Annotated in this window: 20 protein-coding genes; 12 read left to right on the forward strand and 8 right to left on the reverse strand. The window is 55.0% G+C overall.

Annotation, left to right across the window (positions count from 1 at the left end):
• Positions 1-1,896, forward strand: a complete 1,896-nt coding sequence (atzF, locus tag BMW46_RS09265) for an allophanate hydrolase (RefSeq protein WP_074707636.1) — start codon at positions 1-3, stop codon at positions 1,894-1,896.
• 854 nt (positions 1,897-2,750) lie between these two features.
• Positions 2,751-3,524: a LamG-like jellyroll fold domain-containing protein gene (locus BMW46_RS15810; RefSeq protein WP_074707638.1), complete on the forward strand. Its 774-nt coding sequence runs from the start codon at positions 2,751-2,753 to the stop codon at positions 3,522-3,524.
• 166 nt (positions 3,525-3,690) lie between these two features.
• On the opposite strand, the gene BMW46_RS09275 is transcribed toward BMW46_RS15810, so the two are convergent.
• The 3 genes from BMW46_RS09275 to BMW46_RS09285 form a co-directional block, all read right to left on the reverse strand.
• Positions 3,691-4,500, reverse strand: a complete 810-nt coding sequence (locus BMW46_RS09275; protein WP_074707641.1) for a methane monooxygenase/ammonia monooxygenase subunit C — start codon at positions 4,498-4,500, stop codon at positions 3,691-3,693.
• A 474-nt stretch (positions 4,501-4,974) separates the two neighbouring features.
• Positions 4,975-5,604, reverse strand: coding sequence for a hypothetical protein (locus BMW46_RS09280; protein WP_074707643.1), 630 nt, complete (start codon positions 5,602-5,604; stop codon positions 4,975-4,977).
• Positions 5,605-5,768: 164 nt separating this feature from the next.
• Positions 5,769-6,473 (reverse strand): glutathione S-transferase family protein, encoded by a 705-nt coding sequence (locus tag BMW46_RS09285; RefSeq protein ID WP_074707646.1) that lies wholly within the window; start codon positions 6,471-6,473, stop codon positions 5,769-5,771.
• A gap of 167 nt (positions 6,474-6,640) precedes the next feature.
• Here BMW46_RS09285 and BMW46_RS09290 point away from each other — a divergent pair, with 167 nt between their 5' ends.
• The 8 genes from BMW46_RS09290 to BMW46_RS09325 all read left to right on the forward strand — a co-directional run bounded on the left by BMW46_RS09290 (position 6,641) and on the right by BMW46_RS09325 (position 15,920).
• Positions 6,641-7,063 carry a winged helix-turn-helix transcriptional regulator gene (locus BMW46_RS09290; RefSeq protein ID WP_074707649.1) on the forward strand — a complete coding sequence of 141 codons (423 nt, stop codon included), beginning with the start codon at positions 6,641-6,643 and terminating at the stop codon, positions 7,061-7,063.
• Positions 7,064-9,571 (forward strand): ABC transporter permease, encoded by a 2,508-nt coding sequence (locus BMW46_RS09295; protein ID WP_074707651.1) that lies wholly within the window; start codon positions 7,064-7,066, stop codon positions 9,569-9,571.
• 45 nt (positions 9,572-9,616) lie between these two features.
• Positions 9,617-10,774, forward strand: a complete 1,158-nt coding sequence (gene dinB, locus BMW46_RS09300; protein WP_074707654.1) for a DNA polymerase IV — start codon at positions 9,617-9,619, stop codon at positions 10,772-10,774.
• A 140-nt stretch (positions 10,775-10,914) separates the two neighbouring features.
• A complete protein-coding gene (locus tag BMW46_RS09305) occupies positions 10,915-12,069 on the forward strand; it encodes an efflux RND transporter periplasmic adaptor subunit (RefSeq protein ID WP_074707656.1) in 1,155 nt (384 codons plus the stop codon).
• A gap of 40 nt (positions 12,070-12,109) precedes the next feature.
• Positions 12,110-12,814 carry an ABC transporter ATP-binding protein gene (locus tag BMW46_RS09310; protein ID WP_074707659.1) on the forward strand — a complete coding sequence of 235 codons (705 nt, stop codon included), beginning with the start codon at positions 12,110-12,112 and terminating at the stop codon, positions 12,812-12,814.
• Between the two features lie 172 nt (positions 12,815-12,986).
• Positions 12,987-13,460, forward strand: a complete 474-nt coding sequence (locus tag BMW46_RS09315; RefSeq protein WP_074707661.1) for a thermonuclease family protein — start codon at positions 12,987-12,989, stop codon at positions 13,458-13,460.
• 9 nt (positions 13,461-13,469) lie between these two features.
• Positions 13,470-14,678 carry an ABC transporter permease gene (locus BMW46_RS09320; RefSeq protein ID WP_074707663.1) on the forward strand — a complete coding sequence of 403 codons (1,209 nt, stop codon included), beginning with the start codon at positions 13,470-13,472 and terminating at the stop codon, positions 14,676-14,678.
• Between the two features lie 42 nt (positions 14,679-14,720).
• Positions 14,721-15,920 carry an ABC transporter permease gene (locus BMW46_RS09325; protein WP_074707666.1) on the forward strand — a complete coding sequence of 400 codons (1,200 nt, stop codon included), beginning with the start codon at positions 14,721-14,723 and terminating at the stop codon, positions 15,918-15,920.
• A 206-nt stretch (positions 15,921-16,126) separates the two neighbouring features.
• Here the strand turns inward: BMW46_RS09325 and BMW46_RS09330 are convergent, their stop codons facing one another.
• From BMW46_RS09330 to BMW46_RS09340, 3 genes are all read right to left on the reverse strand, one after another.
• Positions 16,127-16,426 carry a hypothetical protein gene (locus tag BMW46_RS09330; protein ID WP_074707669.1) on the reverse strand — a complete coding sequence of 100 codons (300 nt, stop codon included), beginning with the start codon at positions 16,424-16,426 and terminating at the stop codon, positions 16,127-16,129.
• Between the two features lie 142 nt (positions 16,427-16,568).
• Positions 16,569-18,200: an MFS transporter gene (locus tag BMW46_RS09335; RefSeq protein ID WP_074707975.1), complete on the reverse strand. Its 1,632-nt coding sequence runs from the start codon at positions 18,198-18,200 to the stop codon at positions 16,569-16,571.
• 170 nt (positions 18,201-18,370) lie between these two features.
• The gene (locus tag BMW46_RS09340; protein ID WP_074707671.1) at positions 18,371-19,426 is read right to left on the reverse strand and encodes a phytoene/squalene synthase family protein; all 1,056 of its coding nucleotides are present in this window, start codon (positions 19,424-19,426) and stop codon (positions 18,371-18,373) included.
• Positions 19,427-19,592: 166 nt separating this feature from the next.
• Here BMW46_RS09340 and BMW46_RS09345 point away from each other — a divergent pair, with 166 nt between their 5' ends.
• Positions 19,593-19,931: a YggL 50S ribosome-binding family protein gene (locus BMW46_RS09345; RefSeq protein WP_074707674.1), complete on the forward strand. Its 339-nt coding sequence runs from the start codon at positions 19,593-19,595 to the stop codon at positions 19,929-19,931.
• A 175-nt stretch (positions 19,932-20,106) separates the two neighbouring features.
• Here BMW46_RS09345 and BMW46_RS15815 read toward each other — a convergent pair whose 3' ends face one another.
• The gene (locus BMW46_RS15815; RefSeq protein ID WP_074707677.1) at positions 20,107-21,363 is read right to left on the reverse strand and encodes a PQQ-dependent sugar dehydrogenase; all 1,257 of its coding nucleotides are present in this window, start codon (positions 21,361-21,363) and stop codon (positions 20,107-20,109) included.
• A 307-nt stretch (positions 21,364-21,670) separates the two neighbouring features.
• Here BMW46_RS15815 and BMW46_RS09360 point away from each other — a divergent pair, with 307 nt between their 5' ends.
• On the forward strand, positions 21,671-22,210 hold the full coding sequence (locus BMW46_RS09360; RefSeq protein WP_074707978.1) for a macro domain-containing protein: 540 nt from the start codon (positions 21,671-21,673) through the stop codon (positions 22,208-22,210).
• 37 nt (positions 22,211-22,247) lie between these two features.
• Here BMW46_RS09360 and BMW46_RS09365 read toward each other — a convergent pair whose 3' ends face one another.
• Entirely contained in the window at positions 22,248-24,662 is a 2,415-nt protein-coding gene (locus BMW46_RS09365; RefSeq protein WP_074707682.1) for a penicillin acylase family protein, read from the reverse strand.
• Positions 24,663-24,701: the final 39 nt, after the last annotated feature.

The raw sequence follows: 24,701 nt of genomic DNA on the forward strand, positions 1-24,701 counted from the left end.
ATGAACAAGCTTGATCTCCTGGGCGATATCCCGTCCCTGCTGCAACGTTATGCCGCTGGGGAACTGACTCCTACCGGAATGGTAGAGGCGGTGCATGCGCTGATCCACGACGATCCCGACAATGTGTGGATACACAAGCTGCCCTTGGAATCACTGCGGCAATATTCCCGGAAAGTGGAAGAAAAAGGGATGGCTGCACTGCCTTTATATGGCATCCCCTTCGCTATCAAGGATAATATCGATCTCGCGGGCGTTCCAACTACTGCGGCTTGCCCGGCGTTTGCCTACACGCCGCGACGCAGCGCAACGGTGGTGCAGAGACTGATCGACGCGGGCGCGATTCCCATCGGCAAGACCAATCTCGATCAGTTTGCCACCGGGTTGAATGGCACCCGCTCTCCCTATGGTGTCTGCCGCAACGCCTTCAACCCCGAATACATCTCCGGTGGATCAAGCTCGGGTTCAGCAGTGGCTGTAGCGAAGGGCTGGGTATGCTTCAGCCTGGGAACCGATACCGCGGGCTCCGGCAGAGTACCCGCTGCCTTCAATAATCTCATCGGGCATAAACCCACCAAGGGCTGGCTTTCCACGCGCGGTGTCGTATCCGCCTGCCGCTCGCTGGATTGCGTCTCCATCTTTGCCTTTACTGCTGCCGATGCGGAGCGAGTTCTCGAAGCCGCCGCGAGCTATGATGATGAAGACATTTATTCCCGCCAGAGAGAGAACAGCGATGATCCTGCCTCGCAAAACCTTCGACAGCGTTTCCGTTTTGGCATACCGCGCCGGCAGCAATTGCAATTCTTTGGCAATTCGGAAAGTGCCAGGTTATTCGAGGAGGCGATAACGCAACTGCAAGCATTGGGTGAGGAGGTCATCGAGATCGATTTTTCGCCCTTTCTGGAAGCAGCGCACCTGCTTTATGGGGGGCCATGGGTAGCCGAGCGTTATGCCGCCATTCAGAAATTTTTTGATCTGCATAGCGATGAGGTAATTTCGCCGGTACGAGAGATCATTGCCGGCGCACACCGATTCTCGGCTGCAGATGCCTACAACGGCTTGTATCGCTTGCGTACGCTTAAACGTCAGGCTGACCGTACCTGGTCTGAAGTGGATTGTCTGTTGACGCCTACTGCTGGGACCATTTATCGCATAGAGGAAATGTTGGCAGATCCGATTCGCTTGAACACGAATCTGGGTTACTACACCAACTACATGAATCTGCTAGATTATTCAGCAGTAGCGGTGCCCGCGGGGTTTCAGAAGGATGGATTGCCGTTTGGCGTAACCCTGGTGGCCCCAGCCCATCGGGACGTCTCGCTGTTGCATCTTGCCGCACGTCTGCAACAGGCTTACGCACTGCCCGTGGGGGCTACCGATATTCCGCTGGAAAAAGAGGTTTTGCCAGAAAAGGTATCTTTTCAACGCCTGGCACAACCGGAGCAACCAGCTCTCGTGCGTGTAGCGGTCTGCGGTGCGCATTTGTCCGGTCTGCCATTGAATCCTCAACTGACCGGCCGCGACGGGCGCCTGATAGCAAGTACCACAACCTCCCCCGACTATAAATTCTACGCGCTTCCGGGAACACCACCGCTTCGCCCCGGACTGGTGCGAGTGGATAAGAACGAGCGAGGGTTCGCGATTGAAGTCGAGGTATGGGAACTGCCAGCAAGCGAATTTGGCAGCTTTGTGGCAGGCATACCTGCTCCGCTGGGAATCGGCACCATTACCCTTGCGGGCGGCGAATCCGTGCAGGGTTTCTTATGCGAGGGCTACGCGGTAGCGGATGCAAAGGATATCAGTCAGTTCGGGGGATGGCGCCGCTATATGCAATCAACGGCTCATCCCATTGAATGTTTCGCCGGGAGCAGGAGAAAAGCTGCTCCCGGCGAAAGATAAGCTACCAGGTGAACCTATACCCCAACTAAAAGAGTTGGTTTCAATCCCGCTGCAGGTTGCCGGAGGGCACAATGGGATTGGATCAAGGAAGGTACCAGTAGAAGTACCTGCATCGGCTGCTTGTGTATAGCCTGGTGCCAATGCTGCCAGGAAGGTCACACCTACCCAAAGCGGATGACGTTGCAACTTGGTAAATTTGTTATTCATTTTTCACCTCTTATTTGTCTTTGTTGTTGATAAACACAGCATCAATTACTTGTCATACTCCGCCATCGCAAATGGTAGTCGCCAGGTACGCTAGGGCTTCCAGATTAAATATAGGTCAGTTATAAAAGAATTTTTTTCCTTTTCTGCTTCCCTTTTTACCCCTTGAAAAGTTTTTAGCTTGGCCCAATTGGAAGTGCCGTTGCATAAAGCCTCTCCGCTGCATAAAGCTCCCTTTTGCAGCATCCAGACAGGTAACCTGTCATGCTAGCCTTCATCAAGGCCAAGAGCTTTCTTTCCTGACAAAGGCTCAATGTACTGCACGCGTATCACATGAACCTCTCCTGATACCGGAGATCGGCGATGAGGTTTCTGCTCAGATCCCCCTTCCTCCGCAAGTCTGTTTGTTGCCGTCCACAATATGGCGGGCTGTGCGTTTGAAACACGTGTGGTTGAGGAGACTCCATAAACATTAACGCTAATCACGCCGAGCGGGCGGACTCGTGCGGATTGACGTACCGAGACTGGAGCGGCGAGGTTTTCTACAGAATAGTCTTGTCAGACTATTGCAGATTGGGGGAGATGTTCCATACTTAATTTAAGCATGAATAAAAGGGCCATCACTTTATATTCTGGGGAAGGAAGATGAAATGAAGATCAAGCAAATAATTCAACTTACTGCCTTAGCATTTTTTACATCGAGTTTCTTCCATGCGCAAGCAGCTCCCACACCAGTCGCGGAGTATCGCTTTAATAACTCATTTGCTTCCGCAGTGCTTGGAGCCCCTGCTATTGTTCCTGTCGATCCAATGGGACAGAGCAATTTTCAGACGGATTCAGTTTTTGGGAGAAGTCAACCGGTATATAGCTTTAATGGGGACGCCAACCCACCTGGCAACCAGGCGGGGTTATATCTGAGCACCGATGGTCTTTTAACGACAAATAACGTTTACTCTGTCGATTTGATATTCAAGTTCAACGAGGGCGAGAATCATTGGCGACGGATTATCGATGTACAAAACCGTCAATCTGATACCGGATTCTATGTAAGTCCTGAAAACCGGCTGCAGATTTATCCGGTTAGCAACGGTTCGACCCCATTTACTAATAATGAGTATCACGAGGTTCTTCTAACTAACGATAATGGCGCGGTTAGATATTATTTGGATGGAGTGTTGCAGAACACCAGTAATACCCATTTAATGGATATTGACTCGAACAACCGGATGAACTTTTTCTTGGACAATGTAGCGGGAGCAGCGCAAACCGAGTACTCGGATGGAAGTGTTGCTCTAATAAGGATTTATAATGAGGCCTTAACTGCACCTCCGCTCCCTATTCCTGAACCCGAAACCTATGCCATGATGCTGGCTGGACTGGGTTTACTTGGTTTCATCGCGTGGCGAAAGGATAGTACTAAGTAAGGTAACGCGAAGCGAGTTCTGCGAATTTAGGCATTAATAATTTTCGGATTAGGCACTGAGGAAAAGTGCAAACGCTCAATTCACTTTGTTATTAGCGGACTGATGATTCTTCAACGCTCATTCTCCGTAGTACGGAGAATGAGCGGGTAACATGGAAAAACAGAGGTCAGATGCGGTTCAGGATAGCCTTGCTCTGATTATTCCAGACCACGTCAGTCAGATTGGAAAAACGGGTGATCATCTGCGCTGCTATGCCGCCGGCGAACAGACCCGACCAGCTCAGGATCACAAAACCCCAGTGCAGCGGGGCGCTGAAAAGCTCTTCCATGAACCAGAATGCATGCCCCCATTCGTTAAAACCGACGTTGGGAAGGATCATCAGAGGGCCTGCAATCGCCATTACCAGGGGAAACGAGACGCCTCTGGCGTACAGCGGCAAGCGGGTTTTAGCGTACAGGAAGGTTGCCACTCCACAGGTGATGTACATCGGGAAGGAGCCATAAAAAACAACGATATGGCTTGGCGTGAAGCTGGTATCGCGAATGATCACCTGGTGCCAGGAGGCATCCTGCTCGGTGAAGAAGCTGCCACCCCAATAAACCCCGAAGAGGTATATGCCAGCCCACATCAGCAAGTAGAAGTTACGCTTGATCTCCAGTTTGGGATCGAGGTTGTCCAACTGCTCCCTGGTATCCCGGGTTCTCCAGATCCAGCTCCAGGTAATCAGGGCAAAGATCGGCATCACGATCATGTGCACCCGCCACAAGCCCATCCAGACTTTTTCAAATTCGGGCTCCATCGAATCCATGCCGTGTGAATAAGCAAAGGTTCGCTGATACCAGATCCAGAATATTGCCACTGTCAGCATTGCTAACAACCCCATCTTGTAATACTTCGAGTCGTACCACCGTGACATGTCGTAATCGCGGTCCGACTCGACACCTGCCATCCTGGCGGTTTTTAATGCCGTTGACATTTTGATGTCTCCTATTCCGTTAGATAAGAACGATTACTGCTGGACGGATGTTCAGAGTCCTGTGTATGAATGTTCAGAGTGATGCTTCTGAACCGGGCTTGCGCCGTGGACAGGTGGGCAGAGTCCTGCTGCTGGACGGATGGTCAGAGTCCCACTACTGGACGAGTACTCAGAGTCCGATTGGAAGGATGGATGAAGTTCAGCATTCTGCTGCTGAACAGATACTGCTGGTGGTCCGGTGGACGGGAATTCAGAGTCCTGCTACTGGACGGATGGTCAGAGTCCCACTGCTGGACGGGTGCTCAGAGTCCGATTGATGGATAGTTCGAGTCCTGCATCGGGCAGGCACTTACAGTCCTTTTTACAGAACTTATCTGTTGGAGTCAACCCCCTTTCAGAAAGTTCCAGTAGCAGATCACGGATCACTCCTCGCAAACGGTGAGCTTCAGAAGTGCCTTCGGATCCCGCAAGCGATCACCCAAATATTCTCTTCCAGTTCGAGAGGACGATCACGATAAAAAGGAACATCAGTGCCTGTGGCCAGTACTTGGCCGCATAGTCTTTCCAGTCGGTCCCGACTTTGATCGGTATCTGTAACCTGAATTCGGTACCAGCGGGACGTTTACCATCGAGGTAGAGCGCGTATTGCCCAACCGAATCAAACTTGAATGCCTGAGTGAGAGTACCGGATGCGTACGCCTGCGGTGGTATTGACAGCAATTCCTGCTCCCCATTTTTGTCCGACAGTTTGACCAACCGAAGCGCCAAGGGAACATGACGGGCAGATTCAGGATAAAGCAAATCCAGCGTCACATTGAGTGTGCCCGGGCTTGGCACTTTGCCGCAGAGCACGGGAACCGCCTTGGCGCTGGTTGGATCATCCGGTATTTCGTAGTCACTGGGGATGAAGTAGGCAGAATAGCCTACGAGCAGGGCCTCGGTTTCGATGGTGCAGGTGCCGCCGCGATAGCCTTTTGGATATGTTGAAGACCGATCTCCCTGAGAACTCACATGAAACTGTGCTCCCACCGCCACCATCAGCGCCACAAATCCTGTTACAACCAGAAGCCGCATACGCGGCGGCAATCTACGCCAAAAATCCATGCCGTTCTTTCCTGTTCGATGCTCTGGATGTTCCAGTGTACGTTGCAGTTGTTTAAGTCACAATTAGTATTCTGCTTTGATCAGGTTCAACAATAGACAATTGACAGTCGTAACAGAGATGGATCACAAGCGCAGGTCTCTTCCAGCTCTCTTTCAGTTATTGCCTACTGCAAGTCTGAATAATATTGCATCTTGATCCGGTCGATATAGTCTCTGAGATTTTCCTTCGATAAGCCATATTCCTTGAGCGGGGATTCGATGGGGCAAGCGATGGTATTGATCAGGAAGCCGAAGGCGCTGGCGTCCAGCGTGGTGGGTTTATCCCCGAGAAAATATTTGTTGTCGCCGAGGCATGCGGAGAGTGCATCTATATCCTGCATCCCGAGCTCAAAAATCTCTTCGGGTTTATGGCGGCCCATGCCATGCCCATAAATTTGACGCCGAATCTTGTAGCGGTAGATAACTGCTGCGACATCCCGGATTGCTGGGGGCAAGACGTCAAAGATGGCTTTCTTATTGACCTGCCAGTTCACATCCGTATACTGCCAGCGGGTATACATGGTTGCCCAGAAAAGATGCTCTTCGACCAGGCGCTGCATTGCCAGGGACAGTGCAGTCTCTGCGGGATTCAACCCTTCGTCGAGGTCTTTATACTTGTCTTTGAGATGCCGAATGATGAAGCGGGAATCCGCTAATTTGATGTTTCCATCTTTTATATACGGCAATTTACCCTTTGGCGCGAATAGTGGAAGCGTTGTTTTGATTGCATATTCGATCCCTGCCATACGCAAATATGTCTCTGTTTTGCAACAGAAATGACTTAAATTCGGATTACCCCAGGTACGCTCAAACTGGTACAGTATCAACATGGCTGTTCTCCATCTTGTTAGTCAGCATTCTTCTCATCAGCTTGCCTTGGCATGGGACAGCAGCCTAGCCTACTATGTTGCGAACTGCAAGTGACTATATTAAAGTTCACCTGCAAATGTTATAACCCGTAAGTGTTACAAGTTATGGATGGGTGAAGGAGGAAGCTGTGACAGGTGGTGCGGAAGCGCGTAATGGCACAACATTCAAGCGCTCCTCATGTCCCATTACCAATGGATTGAATATCTTTGGCGACAAATGGACGCTTCTGGTCATTCGCGACCTGGTGCTCGGTAAGCGTCGTTATGCCGATTTTATCTCGTCGCCGGAAAATATCGCCTCGAACATCCTTTCCGATCGCCTGAAGAGATTGGAGACGGCGGGCCTTGTCTCCCGGCGGGTATATCAACAGAAACCTGTTCGCTACGAATACGTTCTTACAGAGAAGGGCAACGATCTCAAGCCCATTCTGGAAGCAATAAGCAGATGGGGCAAGAAGCACTGTCCTGGCACCGACGTGTTTCGCCCTGTCGATCAGCCCGCATTACGAGTTTCAAAAACAGGAAGTGCAAACAGCGATTTTAAGGGTTGAATGAACATTCTAAAGCTATCTCTTCGCATGCTTGCGCGCGACTGGCGCGCGGGCGAGTTGCGCGTGCTGGTATTTGCGCTGGTCATTGCAGTGGGTGGGATGACCACTGTCGGTTTTTTTGCCGATCGCGTGCAGGTGGCGCTTTCGCGCCAGGGCAACCAGTTGCTGGGGGCGGATCTGATCATTTTTTCGGATCACCCTCTGGCGCCGCATTACGCCGAGGAAGCAAAACGCCGTGGTCTGTCGATTTCCACTGCCATCAAGTTCCCCAGCATGACTGCGAAAGGGGAGGAAAGCCTGCTGACGGAAATCAAGGCCGTGACGGAAGGCTATCCGCTGCGTGGCGAATTGCGCATCAGCGAGGATTTCAGCAACGGAACTCCGCCTGCTGAGCGTGTGACCCATATTGCCAATAGGATTCCGTCCCCAGGCACGGCGTGGGTGGACGAGAAGCTCATGATCGGCTTTTCTCTCAAACGGGGAGACAGGATCGAGGTGGGATCATCCCGGTTTGCTGTGGATGCGCTGATAACGCAGGAACCGGATTATTCGATCGGTTTTCTCAACCTGAGGCCGCGTGTGCTGATCAATGAGGCTGATCTGGCTGCGACGGGGTTGATTCAGCAGGGCAGCCGTATTGGCTACCGCCTGCTTGTTTCCGGCGACTCGGGCGACGTGGAGGAGTTCCGCAAGTGGGCCGAGCAACGCCTGATGCTGGGGGAGAAAATCGAGGGCATCCGTGACGCGCGGCCCGAAATCAGGTCGGCTCTGGAACGGGCGGAAAAATTCCTGAGCCTGACTGCGCTGGCGAGCGTGGTGCTGGCGGCCGCCGCTGCGGCACTGGCAGTGCGCCGCTTCACTCAACGCCACCTGGACGGCTGTGCAGTGATGCGCTGCCTCGGCGCAAGCCAGGACGCCATGCTGCGTCTCTATCTGTATCATTTTCTCACCCTGGGGTTCGTTGCCAGCAGTCTGGGTTGTCTTCTCGGTTTTGTCGCCCAGCAGGTTCTTACCTATTGGCTTTCGGGATTGGTTGAAGCCGAACTACCATGGCCCACGGTATGGCCGGGCGTGCATGGAGTGCTGACTGGAACGGTGCTGTTGCTTGGCTTTGCGCTGCCTCCGCTGCTCGGCCTGCGCAGCGTCCCGGCGCTGCGTGTCATGCGCCGGGACATCGGAATGCCGCCGCAGGGACTCGCCGGCTATGGGCTGGGACTGGGCGTGCTGGCGCTGCTGTTCCTGTGGAAAGCGGGTGATTTGCGGCTCGGTGCCTCCGTCATTGGCGGTTTCATCGTGGCAATAGCGGTTTTTGGCGTACTCGGATTCCTGTTGATGAGAATGCTGGCCCATATCCGCAACCAGGCGGGTGGCGCGTGGCGCTATGGCCTGGCAAGTATCCGTCGTCGCGCCGCCGCGAGTGTGCTGCAGGCTGTGGCCCTCGGATTGGGATTGATGGCGCTATTGGCGCTGACACTGATCCGGGACGATCTGCTGAGAAACTGGCAGACCAGCCTGCCTCCCGATGCTCCCAACCATTTTCTGGTAAATATCCAGGAGGACCAGCTGGAGTCGTTGACGGCGTTTTTCAAAGAGCGCGGGATGCAACTGCCGAAGGTTTTTCCCATGGTTCGAGGCCGTCTTACCGAGATCAATGGCAAGGCCATCGCTTCCGAGAATTATGCCGATATTCGCGCAAAGCGGCTGGTAGAGCGGGAATTCAACCTCTCGTGGGCGAGCGAGATGCAAAGCGACAACCAGATCGTCAAAGGCCGCTGGTGGAAACCTGAGGACCCGGGAGAAGAGGAAATCTCGCTCGAAGAGGATATTGCCAAGACCATCGGGATCCACGTGGGCGACACACTGACTTATGATATAGCGGGTAGCGTGTTTTCCGCCAAGGTTACAAGTTTGCGGAAAGTGAACTGGGATTCATTCCGGGTAAACTTTTTCGTTGTGACGCCGCCCGGCGTGCTGGAGCAATATCCGGCAAGCTATGTGACGAGTTTTTATCTTCCATCCACGCATGTGGAATTGACGAACCAGCTGGTCAAGGAATTTCCCAATCTGCTCGTGCTGGATGTGGCTGCCATCCTTACTCAGGTTCAAAGAATGATCGAACAGGTGACCAAGGCCGTCGAATTCGTGTTCCTGTTTACGCTGTTGGCAGGGGTGGCGGTACTCTATGCCGCCATCGTCTCCACCCAGGATGAACGCATTCAGGAGGCGGCCATATTCCGCACGCTGGGTGCAAGGCGCAAGCAGCTGGCGCGGGCTTGGGCGGCCGAATTTGCCATATTGGGAGGCCTTGCCGGCTTTTTCGCGGCGGCGGGAGCAAGCGCACTCGGTTATGTCGTTGCGGAATATGCGTTGAATCTCACTTATACCTTCAATTCGTGGATTTGGCTCATCGGTATAGGCGCGGGAGCCGCAGGCGTGACCCTGGCGGGACTGCTCGGTACGCGCGCCGCGCTTTCAACGCCACCGCTCATGACCTTGCGCAGGATCTGATCGAATGTTTCCGTCTTGCCGCTTTGCCTCAAACGGATAGACGGAATGAGCCGCTGCGTTGCCCATCTCGATATGGATGCTTTTTACGCCTCGGTCGAGTTGAAGCGATACCCGCAATTGCGCGGGTTACCGGTGGTAATCGGCGGAAGCGCGGAGCAGCAGCCAGAACTTTTCAACGGTAAGCCGCGTTTTGCAAAACTGAAAGGTTATGCGGGACGGGGTGTGGTAACCACCGCCACTTATGAGGCTCGCGCTTTCGGCGTTTCCTCCGGCATGGGCTTGATGAAAGCGGCACAGTTGGCCCCGGAGGCTATCCTGCTGCCTGCCGACTTCAGCGCTTACCGCCGTTATTCGAATCTGTTCAAAACAGCCGTTGCCTTGGTTGTGCCTCATATAGAGGATCGCGGTATCGATGAGATTTACATCGATCTCAGTGGCTCGACCGAGGACATCGTGACTCTTGCCCGACGCATCAAGCAGGCTGTGCGGAAAAGCACCGGGTTGTCCTGTTCTATTGGCGTGGCGCCAAACAAGCTTCTGGCAAAAATCTGTTCAGACCTTGAAAAGCCGGATGGTCTCACTCTCCTGGACATGGCGGATGTTCCAGTCAGAATCTGGCCTCTTCCCGTCCGTAAAATTAATGGCATCGGTCCGAAAGCAAACCAGAAACTGGCAGCGTCAGGTATTTTCACCATCGGCGATCTGGCACAGGTCGACATTGCTTTCCTGCACGCGCGGTTCGGGCGCAGTAACGGCTCCTGGCTGTACGAGGCTTCCCGCGGTATTGACGAGCGTCCTGTCGTGACTCATGCGGAGCCCAGATCAATCAGCCGCGAGACGACTTTCGAGCGGGATCTGCATGCGCGTCGCGATCGTCCCATCCTTTCGGAAATTTTCACCGGCCTATGCACGGGTGTTGCCGAGGATCTCCAACGCAAGGGCTATGCTGCCCGTACCATTGGCATCAAATTGCGATATGAAGATTTTCGCACCGTAACCCGTGACATCACACTCCCAGTCCCCACGGCGAACGCCGCCGCCATTCGCAAGGCAGCCCAGGAATGCCTGCGGCGCGTCTCTCTTGAGCAGAAAATGCGACTGCTTGGCGTTCGCGCCAGCGGATTGTGTTCCGAGACGCCGGTGCAGAGCGCAGGCATGAGTCAGCAAAGGGAACTCCCCCTGGCTGTCCTGGATATCCGATAAAGAAGTGTGCATACAGATTGCTCGTGGCCCAAGTGGCCCGGTCAAATATGGGCGATAATCCTTCCTTTTTTCTTATTGACCAGCGTGGGCAGTGTGCTTAGCTGCTTGAAGCTTGCTTTCACCCGATTTATCCATTCTCCATGCCAACAAAAAAAACACTGGCTCGCTTCGCAATCATCATTGCAATTCTCACGGTAGCGGGTTATGCAATATGGTTTGCAACGCGTCCGGCGCCCATAGAGGTTGAACTTGCGACCATCAAGCGGAGTACAGTGGAAGCCACCGTGGTGAATACACGTGCCGGAACAGTGACCGCATGCCGGCGTGCCAAGCTTGCGCCAGCGGCAGGAGGGCAGATTGTCAAGTTGCAGGTCAAGGAGGGTGACAGGGTCAAGAAAGGACAGGTATTGCTGGAATTATGGAATACGGATTTGACCGCTCAGCGCGATCTCGCATGGCGTCAGCTCATCACCGCGGAAGAGCGGCGCCGCGAAGCCTGTATCATTGCAGCCCATGCCAGCCGTGAGGCAGAGCGTGCGCGTCAACTCGCCGAGAGAGGCTTCGTCAGCGCACAGAACCGGGAGAATGCTGATGCCGACGCACGCGCCCGCCAGGCAAGCTGCGATGCGACGACTGCCGATGTGAAGCGGGCGCGGGCTCAGGTCGAAGTAACGGAGGCGGGGCTGGAACGCACTGTTCTGGTTGCTCCATTTGATGGCATCGTGGCGCTTGTCACCGGGGAACTGGGTGAATATGCCACCCCATCACCCCCGGGGATTCCCACGCCGCCGGCTGTTGATCTGATCGATGATAGCTGTCTGTATGTTACCGCTCCAATGGATGAAGTCGATGCACCCAAGCTGAAGATCGGGCAACTCGCCCGCATTACGATCGATGCCTTGCCCAGCCAGATCTTCCCCGGCAAGGTGCGGCGGGTGGCGCCGTATGTCACGGAGGTAGAGAAGCAGGCGCGCACGGTGGATATCGAAGTGGATTTCGAAGAAATACCGAAACGGCCGTTGCTGGTGGGATATAGCGCCGATGTCGAAGTAGTGATCGAGCGGCATGAGAATGTGCTGCGCGTGCCTACCCAGGCGATCCGTCAGGGCGGCAAGGTGTTGTTGGTGAACGAGGAGAACAGATTGGTTGAACGCAGGCTGGAAACAGGACTTGCCAACTGGGCATTTACCGAAGTCACCGGTGGCCTGGAGGAAGGCGATCGCGTGTTGCTGTCATCAGAGGCAAAGGAAATCAAAGCCGGTATACAAGTGCGGGAGAAGGTTGCCGAGCAGTGAATCAATGGGGTGATCCATTGATTCACTTCACCAGAATAGAATGATTCTCCTTACTGACATTTCGCGTGTTTTCCATATGGGAGACCAGGGGGTACGAGCGCTCGATGGGGTCGATCTTGAAATCGATACCGGAGAGTATGTTTCCATCATGGGTCCCTCGGGGTCGGGCAAGTCGACTCTGCTCAACGTTATCGGCTTGCTCGATCAGCCAGACGGTGGACGCTATGAACTCGACGGAAAGGATGTAACCGATCTGTCCGAGATCGAGAAGGCGCGTGTTCGCAGGGAAAAAATCGGCTTCGTGTTCCAGTCGTTTCATCTTGTGCCGCGATTGACTGCCGCGGAAAACATCGAGCTACCGTTGATCCTGGAGGGAATTCCACCCGCCGAGCGAAAGTCGCGCGTGGATGAGGCGCTGCGGGGGTTCAATCTGCAGGATCGGGCGGCGCACCGGCCTTCCGAGCTGTCAGGGGGGCAGCGTCAGCGCGTTGCCATCGCGCGTGCGACCATCCTGCGACCCACTGCCTTGCTGGCGGATGAGCCAACAGGTAATCTCGACCACCGTATTGGTGCGGAAGTCATGGTGTTGCTCGAAGGCTTGCATGAGGCGGGAACAACATTGATCGTGGTGACGCATGATCGCGAATTGGGGGCGAGGGCACAGCGCCATATCGCGATGCTTGATGGAAAAATTGTATCCGACGAGAGGCAGGGTAAATTTCCAGGAGGCAACAGTCTTGCATGATCTGCATCCATTTACCGTTTTCAGGACTTCAGGAGCACTGCAATACATCCTATGGCAACAATAAATTGTTTATAATGAACTTGGCAGATTTTGTACTATCACAGCTCCCTGTCCTGGCAGTTGCGCATTCACAGGTTCGGTTCTTTCGGGGAGATGGATCGAGGCGCCTGCAATGCCGCATATTCTGGTTGCTCTGGCAATCGGGTTTTTCAGTTTTCTTCCTTGCCTGGCTTATGCTGACCTCACCGGTCAGGTAATTCATGTTGCGGATGGAGACACTCTTACCCTTGTAATAAACAAGGAATGGGTAAGGGCACGCCTTGCGGGTATCGATGCGCCTGAAGCGAATCAGCCTTTTGGCAAGCTTTCCAGGGAATCTCTCTCCGATCTCTGTTTCTGGCAGCAGGTTACGGTTATTCCGAAAGGAAAAGACCAATATGGCCGCATGTTTGCCCAAGTCCTCTGTGGTGAGGTTGATGCCGGGGCCGAGCAGGTACGGCGCGGCATGGCCTGGGTTTATGATCACTATGTAAAAGACAATGACCTCCAGCCCCTTCAGGACGATGCGAAGGCTGCAAAGCGTGGGTTGTGGGCCGATCCCTATTCAAAGCCGCCATGGAAATGGCGTGAGGTGTGGCAGGAATGAAGATTTGACGTGAAGCTTCGCGATACGTTGAGTCTCTCCATCAGAACCGTTGCCAGCTACCGCACCCGTTCGTTGCTCATCATTCTGGCAATGTCATTGGGGGTGGCAGCAGTGGTCGTACTGACCGCCCTGGGGGATGGGGCTCGTGGCTATGTGGTTCGCCAGTTTTCATCCGTCGGAACCAATCTCATCATCGTCTTGCCCGGGCGGGCCGAAACTTCCGGCGGCTTCCCTGGCGCAGCGTTGGGGCAGACTCCACGCGACCTGACACTGGAAGATGCGCGATCGCTTGTCCACCTGCCGCAGATCAGGCGGTATGCGCCGCTCAACGTCGGTGTTGCCGAACTTGCCTCCGCCGGACGCCTGCGTGAAGTGACGGTGCTGGGAAGCACAGCGGATATACTGCCGATAAGGCACATGAATCTCGCGCAGGGCAGTTTTCTTGCGCGGGAAAAAGGAAGCGAGCGCAGCGCGCAAATCGTTCTGGGTGCCCAGCTCGCACAGGAATTCTTCCCCCAAAACAGCCCCATTGGTCAACGGGTAAGGCTGGGTGACCGGCGCTTTCTCGTTTCCGGCGTGCTTGCGCCGCAAGGCGAAACGATGGGTTTCAATACCGATGAAATCGTCATCATTCCTATCGATTATGCCCAAGCCCTGTTCAACACCTCGTCCCTTTTTCGTATTCTGGTCGAAACCAGAAGCCGCAGCGACCTTTTGCCCGCCAAAGAAGCAATTCGGAACATTTTAAAGCAGCGGCACGATGGGGAAGAGGACATTACGGTCATTACACACGATGCTGTACTTGCCACTTTTGACCGCATTCTGCGGGCGCTGACGCTCGGTGTAGGGGGAATCGCCGCCATCAGCCTCGCGGTAGCCGGCATATTGGTAATGAATGTCATGCTGGTGTCGGTCAGTCAACGCACCTCTGAAGTCGGTTTGTTGAAAGCCCTCGGCGCGCCTTCCTCTGAGATCCACCGTTTGTTTCTTGCCGAGGCGTTGTGGCTGTCATTGGCGGGCGGGATAGCAGGATTCGCATTGGGACAATTTGGTAGTTTGCTGATCCGCCTGGCTTATCCGCAGCTTCCTGCGTGGCCGCCCCTATGGGCCAATATTGCCGGGGTGGGGGTGGCCTTTGTAACAGGTCTGCTGGCTAGCCTTTTACCGGCAGCGCGTGCCGCCAGGCTCGACCCCGTGCGCGCACTGAGTGGAAAATAAGCGGAAATAAGGAAATGGATATAAGGGTATGAAGGGAGCGGCATGAGTGTTATCGATACGCTGCGTTTCGCCCTGCGCTCGCTCACCGCACATCGCCTGCGCACCTTGTTGTCCGCAACCGGAATCGGCATCGGGATTGCGGCGGTTATCCTCCTGACTTCCATTGGGGAAGGAATTCACCAGTTCGTGATTTCGGAGTTCACCCAGTTCGGCACCAATATCATTACGGTCACGCCGGGAAAAATCAAGACTCACGGCAGATCGCTGGGTGCGATCGGGAGCGCCCGGCTCCTGACGATCGAGGATGCGCTGTCGTTGAAAAACTCCCGGTATGTTCAGCACGTCAACGCAGGCGTAATGGGCAATGCGGAAATACGGGCGCGTGGACGGAGCCGGCGGGTCACGGTCTATGGTGAAAGCCCGGATTTTGCGCATACATTCAACATGAAGGTCGCAAGCGGGCGGTTTCTGCCGGAGGATGATCCTCGCAATCCTCGCGCCTATGTGGTGCTGGGTTCCAAAGTGCGCACGGAATTGTTCGGCAGTGAGAATCCTCTGGGCGCTACCCTGCAGGTCGGCCTATCGCGCTTTCGCGTGATAGGTGTCATGGAATCGAAGGGGCAGGTGCTGGGATTCGATCTGGACGATACGGTCTTTCTTCCCACTAGCCGCGCACTGGAAATTTTCAACCGCGAAGGTGTAATGGAAATCAACATTGCCTACCGGCCAAGCGCGCCACTGGAAGCTGTAGTGGAGGATATACGCCGCATCCTCGTTTCAAGGCATGGGCGGGAAGATTTCACCATCACCCCCCAGCAGCAAATGCTGAATACGTTGAATACCGTTCTGGATGTATTGATTTTCGCGGTTGCCGCGCTGGGAGGGATTTCCCTGCTGGTAGGGGCTGTCGGCATGGTCACGCTCATGCATATTGCCGTGACTGAACGCGTTGCCGAAATCGGTTTGCTCACCGCCCTGGGGGCGACCCGTGCCCGCGTCCGCATTCTGTTTCTGACGGAATCCACAGTGCTCGCCACGTTGGGCGGCTTAGGGGGACTGGCTACAGGCGTGGGAATAGCATGGTTGCTGAAATCCCTGGCGATCGGCCTGCCCGTGCAGATTCCATGGAATTACACCACCAGCGCACTCGGAATTTCTGTGCTGGTCGGCCTCGCCGCCGGCGTTATTCCCGCCATGCGAGCGGCACGGTTGAATCCGATTGAAGCGCTTCGGGCCGAATAGATTTTCCGTTCACCCTGATGTAGCTCCCTCTCCCACATGTGGGAGAGGGATGGGGAGAGGGAGGCTTTGGCCTCTCCGCCGCTCAGTTGGTTTCTTTACACCTGTTCATCTTGGGTTCCCTACCTCCGTTCACCTTGAGCCTGTCGAGGGACGAGATTCCTTCTTGCGCCCACAAAAGAACAGCAGAATAAAAGATAAGGGGATTTTTAATCGTCGGAAGCCTGTTTGTTCCTGCGCAGCCACCGAAAAAAGAAAACATAAATAAAGGCCGGAACAAACGGAAGAATCCACGGGAACATCTGCGAAAACCAGGCGGAATAGAAGCTATCCATGTAGCGGGCTTTGGCCGTGGAGCAGGCGCTGGCATCCGGAAGGCGGCAGGCCAGATCGATTTCGTAAGAAACCTGGACATGAGCGCGCCACAGCCAGTAAGCCATTGATGCGGCAAAAACGATCAGCATAAGGACAAGCCAGTTTACCCGGCCTTCTTGTCGCATGGAACGCATTTTTTCTCCACTCCATGAATGATGCTTCCGAGGGAAGCAAGCACGCTTTGAAAATATTCTGGATAACCCACAGGCTGACCTCTGTGGACAATATTCTGATTGTCCCCAAGGCCAGATTTGTTACCCTTTTCACTCCAATACCTCACGCATTGCGGAAGCGCGAATACCTGAGCAGGAAGATAGCCAGTAGTGGCAGTACGAGGCCAATTACGGTCACTGAAACCAGCAGCGGACCAAGTTCGCTGTAATCCGCAGGAACAGTAACCTTCCCGGTATCGGGGTCCGTCACTTCGCGCGTTACCATGAAAATCTGGTTCATGTACTTTGTTCCAAGCTGCGACGCGGACAGGGCAAGGTTGGTGAACGAAGCCATCACCGCGAAGAAGGTAGCCTTGAGCGCCTCCGGCGCGGAGTTGGCAATCCACGCCAGCATCGGGATCATTGCAATCTGACCCAGGGGGGATTCCAGCGCCGTATCGATCACCGCGATAAAGCGCGCATCCACCACGCCGTTCGTCAAGGACGCCGTCCATTCGTGCAAACCGTAATACATCCCGATTATGGGCAGGGACAAGAAGGTACCGACGATGGTAAGCCAGCCGATAATATAGGCAATCGAACGTTCAGCCATGAATCGCCGAAAGATGAACATTCCCGCCAGAGTCAAGGTCGCGCCGATCAGGGATAGTGTCGCCAGAAACTGCTGATCAAAACCAAGGTGATCGATCATCCACCAGGTTGAACCAGCCCCCGGCCCGGGTATGGCGCGGAACACGAATATCAGGATTGCCGTGCCCACCAGCACATTGCGTGCCTCGGGCTCCAGTTCGCCCGTCAGCCGCCACATCAGGAATAAGACGATGGCCATGGAAACCAGGAAGATGATTTCCTCTCCCCCGGGTATCTGGCTCAGGCCTACACTCAGGGAGACTGCCGTGAAAGCCAATCCGCCGCCAAGTATCCACCAGTTCACCGGAGGAGGATCGGGGTTAACCCCAAGCAGCGCTTCGGATTCCATCCGGCTATGTCCCTGCGCCACAAGACGCTTAATATCTCGCCGCCTCAACCATGAGGCGAACAGAACACCGGTAACGGAAACCAGCGGGATGATCAGGGCAAGCTCATAGACGAACAGGTACGCCGCAGCCTTGCCCGCCTCGGGTAACTCACCCACGCCTTGCAACACATAAACATTCACCACCGAGACCAGAATCCCCCCGCTGATGATCGCGACCCGGCCCAGCGTCTGCATCGTGACATGCATGGATTTGCGGCTTTCGAGCGTTAACGGGTTTCCGTCCTTGTCGACTCGGGGCACGGCTTCAACCGTCATCGCATCCGCCACCACATCTTGAAGGACGTAGCCAATGGGCGCGAGCAATGCGGCGGTAACGTACCACGCTTCCACGGTAGCAATAGCGCGCATCTCCTCTAGGTGTCCAAGCAACCCGATCATGATGAGCAGGCTCAACGTGATCAAGCCGGCACCCAGATACACCAACAGGCTCTTCCACCGCCACATGAGGTCGACGAGGTGCCCGAGCGGCATCTTCAACGCCCATGGCAACATCATCCAGAACCCGAGCGCCGCAAGAAATTCGGCCGAAAGCCCTAACCGCTCCTTGACGTAAAATGTGCCGACAATGCCCGTCAGTCCGGAAATGCCAGCGGCTACGTACACCATGAGCGGAGGCAGATAGGACAACCGCATTTCACGGCCCAGCGCGAAAATATTCTCGTCCAGCCAGCCGCCGACAGTAGTGAGGAAACCCATGGCTGGCCGCACGGTTGTGGCCACCGCGCTTTTATCGGGAGATTGATTCATTGCTGCGGAAGGAAAGAAAGATTAGTATCTGGCACGGAAACGTTTTCGATTTTTCTGACTTCAAGGATGAAGCGCGGCACGACAGTTAATATTGCATGTTACGCTGGCCGGCTCTGCGGTTATTGCTCTACGGCTGAGACAACCTGTTCCCGGACTCGGTTCCAGTAACTGGTTGCAACAAAGCCGTTGGCGCAGGTCAGGGTTGTCAATGTCATTATCCGGTATACCTCGCTTCGAGGTGCTTTGACATTGACGGCGGGATCGAACAGATCAGGCGCGACTGCGACACGTTTCAGGGTTTCCCCCGCCAGCAGGATAGGCCAGATGCAGGCCAGCCGTTGACGAATTTCCGAGACAGGAATCGCCATGGTATAAATCCAGCCCTGATCCAGGTGCTCGATGGCCATCCAGATGAGGCGGTCGAGAACCGGTTTGAATTTTGGCAGGTTGCTGTCATTCAACAGGTCCGCAGGCTTCAGGCCTACCTCATCGAGAAGTGATTCGGGAATATAACAGCGGCCATTGTGCAGGTCCCGGCCGATATCCTTCAGAATGTTGGTGAGTTGCAGCCCTTTCCCGAACCTTACCCCGATGGCTGCCATCTCCTCCACATCCCATCGTCCCATCGTCGGCCGATGAGCACAAATCATCCTGGTCCAGAAATCCCCGACACAACCTGCGACATAGTAAGTGTACCGGTCCAGGTCGTCCAGGGTGGATAGCGCCGCTAAATGGTCACTTGATTGATCGGGGAAGCGGTTCAAGTCCATTTCCATCCCTTCGGTGAGCACCTTTATAACCCACTGGATGCGCTTCCGGTCATCGGGCGAACACTCCTCGTACAGCCTGAAACAATCCTCCAGCCGCTGCAGAAGAACGCTTTCTCCCGAGTCTTTCTGATGAGGGACCAGCGCGCTCTGAATCTCCTGAACCGCTTTCCAGTCGACTCCTGGCGTCATGAATTGCTCACGGAACTGGTTCAGGTATTTCAGACGCTCTGCCCGGTCGATCAGATCCGTATCTGCAATGGTATCGGCGGCACGCGCAAACAGATACGCCAGGCCCATCTGGTCGCGCACTCCGATAGGCAGCGCATTGAGCGTGAGATAAAACGAACGGGAAACCTGCTTGAGAATGTCGTGCAGCAGCTCGTGTTTGGTGGAGGGGGCAGTCAAGGATGGAAATTCCGGAACCGTTAACGCAAAGAGCAGAACATTACCTGCTCTCCTACTGGAGGGTCAAGATGACGTGTTAAGGTAAGAGTTCTCCTTCATAGACCAAATAGAAGGGAATATCGCAGGAGTATGGTAGATTATTGAGAACCGTTGACACACTTTTAGCATGTCCAAAAGCAGAAGCAGGCGCCTCAGAAAAAAACTCCATCTGGATGAATTCCAGGAATTCGGCTTCGAGATTTCATTTTCATTGCCTGAAAATCTTGATAGCGAGAAACTGGACGATTTTTTTGATCAATTTATCACGGAGGCCATTGAGAACAACGGTTTGGTGTTTGGGGGTGGTATCGGGGGAAATAGCGGAGGTTTTGTAACATTAGGCAAACGAGGAAGCGCTACTGAAGAGCATAGAGACCGGGTAAAAAGCTGGTTAGTTGCGCATCCTATGGTAGCTGATGTCCAGATCGGAGAGCTTGTTGATGCATGGCATGGGTATGATGAGTAAAAAGGCTCGAGCGAAGCGGAATCCGACAAGAAGCAGGCAGAATCATTAGCTGGACTGCTCTTCGACAATTTTGTTCTGAGCACTGTCCGTCTCTTCGACAGGCTCAGGCGAACGGGCTACCGAGCGAAAATCGAATTAAAAATTTGCCGGTAGTGCATGCGCCTATCCGGCAAATTTACGTGAACGCGCCTCCCGCAGCTTTCCCCCTTCGCCTCGCCCATACTCCAATCAAACCCATTCCCGCCAGCATCATCGCGTAGCTTGCAGGCTCGGGTATAAGGGTGATTCTCCCGACCTGCCCATTGAGGCTTACCAGATAAAGGTTGCCGGAAGCATCCTCGCCGAATGAGGTGATATTCCCCGAAATGCCGGTTGGGGAGAGCAGTTCGGCAGTGCGGTCGGTGAGGTCGGTAATGCCTGAGCCGGTAAAGCGGAAGGACATTACTTTATCGTTCACGAAGTCCGCAAAGAAGTAGGTGCCTTCCAGGCCGGGGATTTCTGAGCCGCGGTAGACATAGCCCCCAATGACTGAACCGCCATCCGCGGTATGGTTATATTCAAAGATGGGCGGGGTATGGTTGGGAATCTGTGGATCGTTGGGAAAATTCACCAGCGTTCCCTCGAATCTGCGCCACCCATAGTTCGCTCCGGCAGCGCCGATATCGATTTCCTCGCGTGCGTTCTGCCCGACGTCACCGATGTAGAAAGTACCGTTTTCCCGGTCGAAACTGTTGCGAAACGGGTTGCGCAATCCATACGCATATATCTCCGGATTGCCGCCTGTGATATTTCCATCCGGTATTGCATAGCCATACTGCGTGGGGTCATTGGGCAGGCGATCAGATGAAACATCGACCCGCAAAATTTTACCGAGATTGCTGGACAGGTTTTGTGCGCGATTACCAGGATCGTCCCGGAGGCCGCCGTCTCCTGTGGCTATGTAAAGATTCCCCCGCTCGCCGGGCCTGAAGCCGAGCCATCCGGCCTTGTGATTGTTGAACTCAGGTTGCTGCACAGTGAGCACTGTTTGCCGGCTGGTGATATCTGCCACGTTCGGCTGCGTCGCACTTACCTGATACGTCGCAACCACGGTATTGAGCGAGGTCTTGTCGATGTAATCGACATAAAATCGACGGTTGCTGGCAAAGTTGGGATCGAATGCCATGCCCAGCAGGCCGCGTTCCCCCTCGGTATTGACCGAGCCTGACAGATCGAGAAATGGTGTTGGCCGCACACTCCCATTCTGGAGGATTTTGATCAGCCCGCCCTGTTCGACAATGAACAGGCGTGAGTCTCCTGCTGGCGATGTTGCGAACAAAGGGCGATCAAGGCCGTTTGCAACGATTCGGGTTTGCAACTGTGCGAAAGCCTCCGGTGCCCCAAGACCAGTGGCGAAGACCAAAGCAAGCAGGGCAGAAAAGGGTTTGATCATGTCAGCTCTTCGGGATCGGTTAGAGTTGGAATCAATAGAGTCATTAGTGGAAATAATGCAAAGTTCAACTTATGTATAGAAAAGGCAAAGTTCGCTGTCAACCCGGCTTGAAATTGGTGGAATTCGAATCTATCGTTATTGCCAGGTTTCCATTTTGGAACAGGCGCGCTCAAAACCTGCCGGGATAGAAATCCGTTGAAGTTAGAAGGAGTTACAAAGGAATCACCGGGCAAGCCAAAACAGCACAACTTGCTATACTGAATCATGGGTGTCCTATTCATTGTCATCGATCGCGGAGGGGAGGGGCATGATTCACGAAGTAAGGGGCGATATCCTGCTGAGCCATGCTCAGGTCATTGCCCATGCCGTTGCCCCCCATGATCGTTTCAGCGAGGGACTGGCTTTGAGTTTGCGCCAGCGGTGGCCCGCCCTGGTCAAGGATTTCCACCACTTCTGCCATACCATGCATCCCAAAGCGGGTGACGTATGGGTCTGGTCGGGTGCGATGAGCAAACGGGTGATCAGCCTGCTGACGAATGAAGTGCCGCCCGACATCGGGGGCAAGCCGCCTCCGGCCAGAAAGGAAGTTTTAGAGCTTTCGTTGCGCGAACTTCGCAGTTTGCTGGAGAGCAAGAGGTTTTCCCATGTCGCGCTACCGCGCCTTGCTACCGGCGCGGGCGGCCTGGATTGGAAGGTGGTGGAGCCCTTGATCGAGCGCCATCTCGGGGACCTGGACCTGCCTATTTATATTTATACTCAGTATGAGGAAGGCGTTCAGGCCATAGAGCCGGGGTTGAGTCGCCATGATAGTCTCGACAGGAGACCGGACACTTCCCGCAAGCAATAGCCTGACGATTCCCGGGTCCGATTCCAGAATAGGGAGATCAGGAGGCCTTTTTGCCGGCGGGTAGCAGATGCAACGTTTGCTCGGATGGGCCAGGAAGGAAGGGCGTGAGCCTGCCTGTCACCCAGTCTTCGTGTCCGCTGCCGTAATAAGGTGACAGGGGATGTCCGCTCTGGCCGCCGGGCATCTCGAAATACCCACTCTCTTCATCGCCCGGGGCGACAGCAAACCGGTTCGACGCGCCAAATGCCGGACCCTGCACGCGTGGCATTTTGCTGTCTCCGGCAAGTTCATCCCCGGGCATATCCAGCCACTTTCCGATAAATAATGGTAACGCTTGGCTGAAAGGATGCCGGATGCGGGCGGTATTGCGTTCGCCCCAGGTTCTTGCGGCAATACCGCCGGGTTGGCGCCGGAAACGCTCGGCTACCCGGTGCGCGCACCTGCCGAGGAGATCGTCCCAGTCGGCATGCACAGGGAGTAGAAGGTGCGGGGGGCGTTCCTCTATCAATTTCCAGACCGCATGTTCCGCCTGGTTCAACGGCGGCAGTTCGAAATCCGGGTATTTCCCCCGTACGACTGCTTCAAATCCGCGGAGGACGCCATTGACAACTTCCTGCCGAAAGGCGCGCACCACCCGGTAGGCTGCCGATTCCGTGGATGCATGTCCATCCCAGTCCTTGAGCGCCTGTTGCATTTCGCTGCGCCAGGGGGCTGCTTCGGTTCTTTCCAGGGTCTGCTCGAGAAGTTGCCGCCAGCGCGCGAGGAACAGTGCCCGGTCGTCCAGTTGGATAGCCAGCATGGTGGCAGGCGTAAAATAATCATGTTGATAAAGGGTGTCGCGGATCTGCTTTGCCCGTGCGCCCAGGTCAAAGCCGCCATCCCCAAGCCTCTCCAGCATCAGGCCGTCCACGGTGCGCGCGTTTGCAGTCCACAGACGCTGGTCGGTGGGATCGATGATTGTTGGATAGAGCGCGGGCTCCAGCCATCCGTTCCAGCCGGTACCTGGTGCACTCCAGTCTGCCGGGAGCCGCGGATTATATTCCTTGCCCCGTGCTGGAAGCCTTCCGGCAATAGTCCACGCGGTTCTGCCTGTCCGGTCACCCACGATAAAGTTCTGCGCGGGGATACCGGCATTCCGTACGATGACGATCGCCTCATCCACGCTTTCCGCCTGTTCCAGATCGGTAAGCGTGATATCCATCGAGCCCGGGTGATGCGCGGTCCAGGCAAATGCGAGGGGTATTCCGTCATAATCGGTTGCCGCAATGGGTCCCCATTCTGTTTCCTGGACCTCCAGTATTTCATCTGCCGCTCCACGTACACGCAGCACTTCGCGATGCACCTCGATGCGCTTCCATCCGTCCGCAGTCCGGTAGTGCAGGGGATCATCCGGATCGCGCATTATCCGCACCCAGTCGATCAGGTCACCATAGCTGTTTGTAAAACTCCACGCAATGTGCCGGTTGGAACCGACCGTGATTGCCGGTGTGCCCGGCAGGCTGGCGCCTGTGATGTCGCTTGTTTCCCCCGGTCGTTGCGGGTGGGGATAGATGAAGCGTGTACGAAACCAGATATTGGGGACGCGCAGTTCCAGGTGCATATCGTTGGCAACCAGCGCCGCGCCTCCAGCCAAGGAGCCAGTCACGGCGAAGCTATTGCTCCCAAGCACGTCGTCGATGTATTCGTCGGGGCTATGCGTATCCACGGGAGGCATAAGGCCGGGATCGAGCTTGCGGAGATCGAGTTCGCTCGCAGACGGGATATCCGGCCAGGCAAGGGGAGTACCCAGCAACGGGGCATCCCATTTGCCACCCATGGCGCTAAGAAACCGGAAGGCAACTGGGGGAAGCGCATCCCGCAGAGTAGAGAAGGCAAGTTCGCGCACGTCACTTGCTTCTTTCAACGTGAAATACATCGCCCCAATGACCAGCAAGCTGTCTTCGCTGCGCCATGCCAGGGGCTTCAAGCCCAGCAGAAGATAGGGAAAGGAGTTTGTCGTCAGCGCATCGAGACCTTCATTTACCCCATTGCGATACGCGTCGAGCAGTTCACGCTGTTCAATCGGCAACTCATTCAGCATTGAGGACGCACGTGCCCGCATCCGATGCTTGCGTGCTTCCCGATCGGCGGGCAAGACGCGTGATCCGAACAACTCGGCCAGCTCGCCTGCAGGCTGCCGGCGCATCAAGTCCATTTGAAAGAAGCGCTCCTGCGCATGAACATAACCCAGCGCCCAAACCAGGTCATGCCGGTTTTGCGCACGCAGCGTAGCGGTACCGAGGGTATCGCGTTCGACAGCCACAGATGCAGACAGGGCATTCGTTTGCACTGTTCCTTCGTATTGCGGCAAGCTTCCACGCAATACCAGCCAGAGGATGCCAACGGCGAGCAACGCCAGGATAACAATGGCGCAGGCAACACGGACAAGACGATAAGGCGTCCGGGGCGTCATGGAGACGCATTCGCTACGACGAAACAGCCACTGGCGTGC

It is taken from the genome of Nitrosospira multiformis, assembly GCF_900111585.1.
Taxonomy (GTDB): domain Bacteria; phylum Pseudomonadota; class Gammaproteobacteria; order Burkholderiales; family Nitrosomonadaceae; genus Nitrosospira; species Nitrosospira multiformis_B.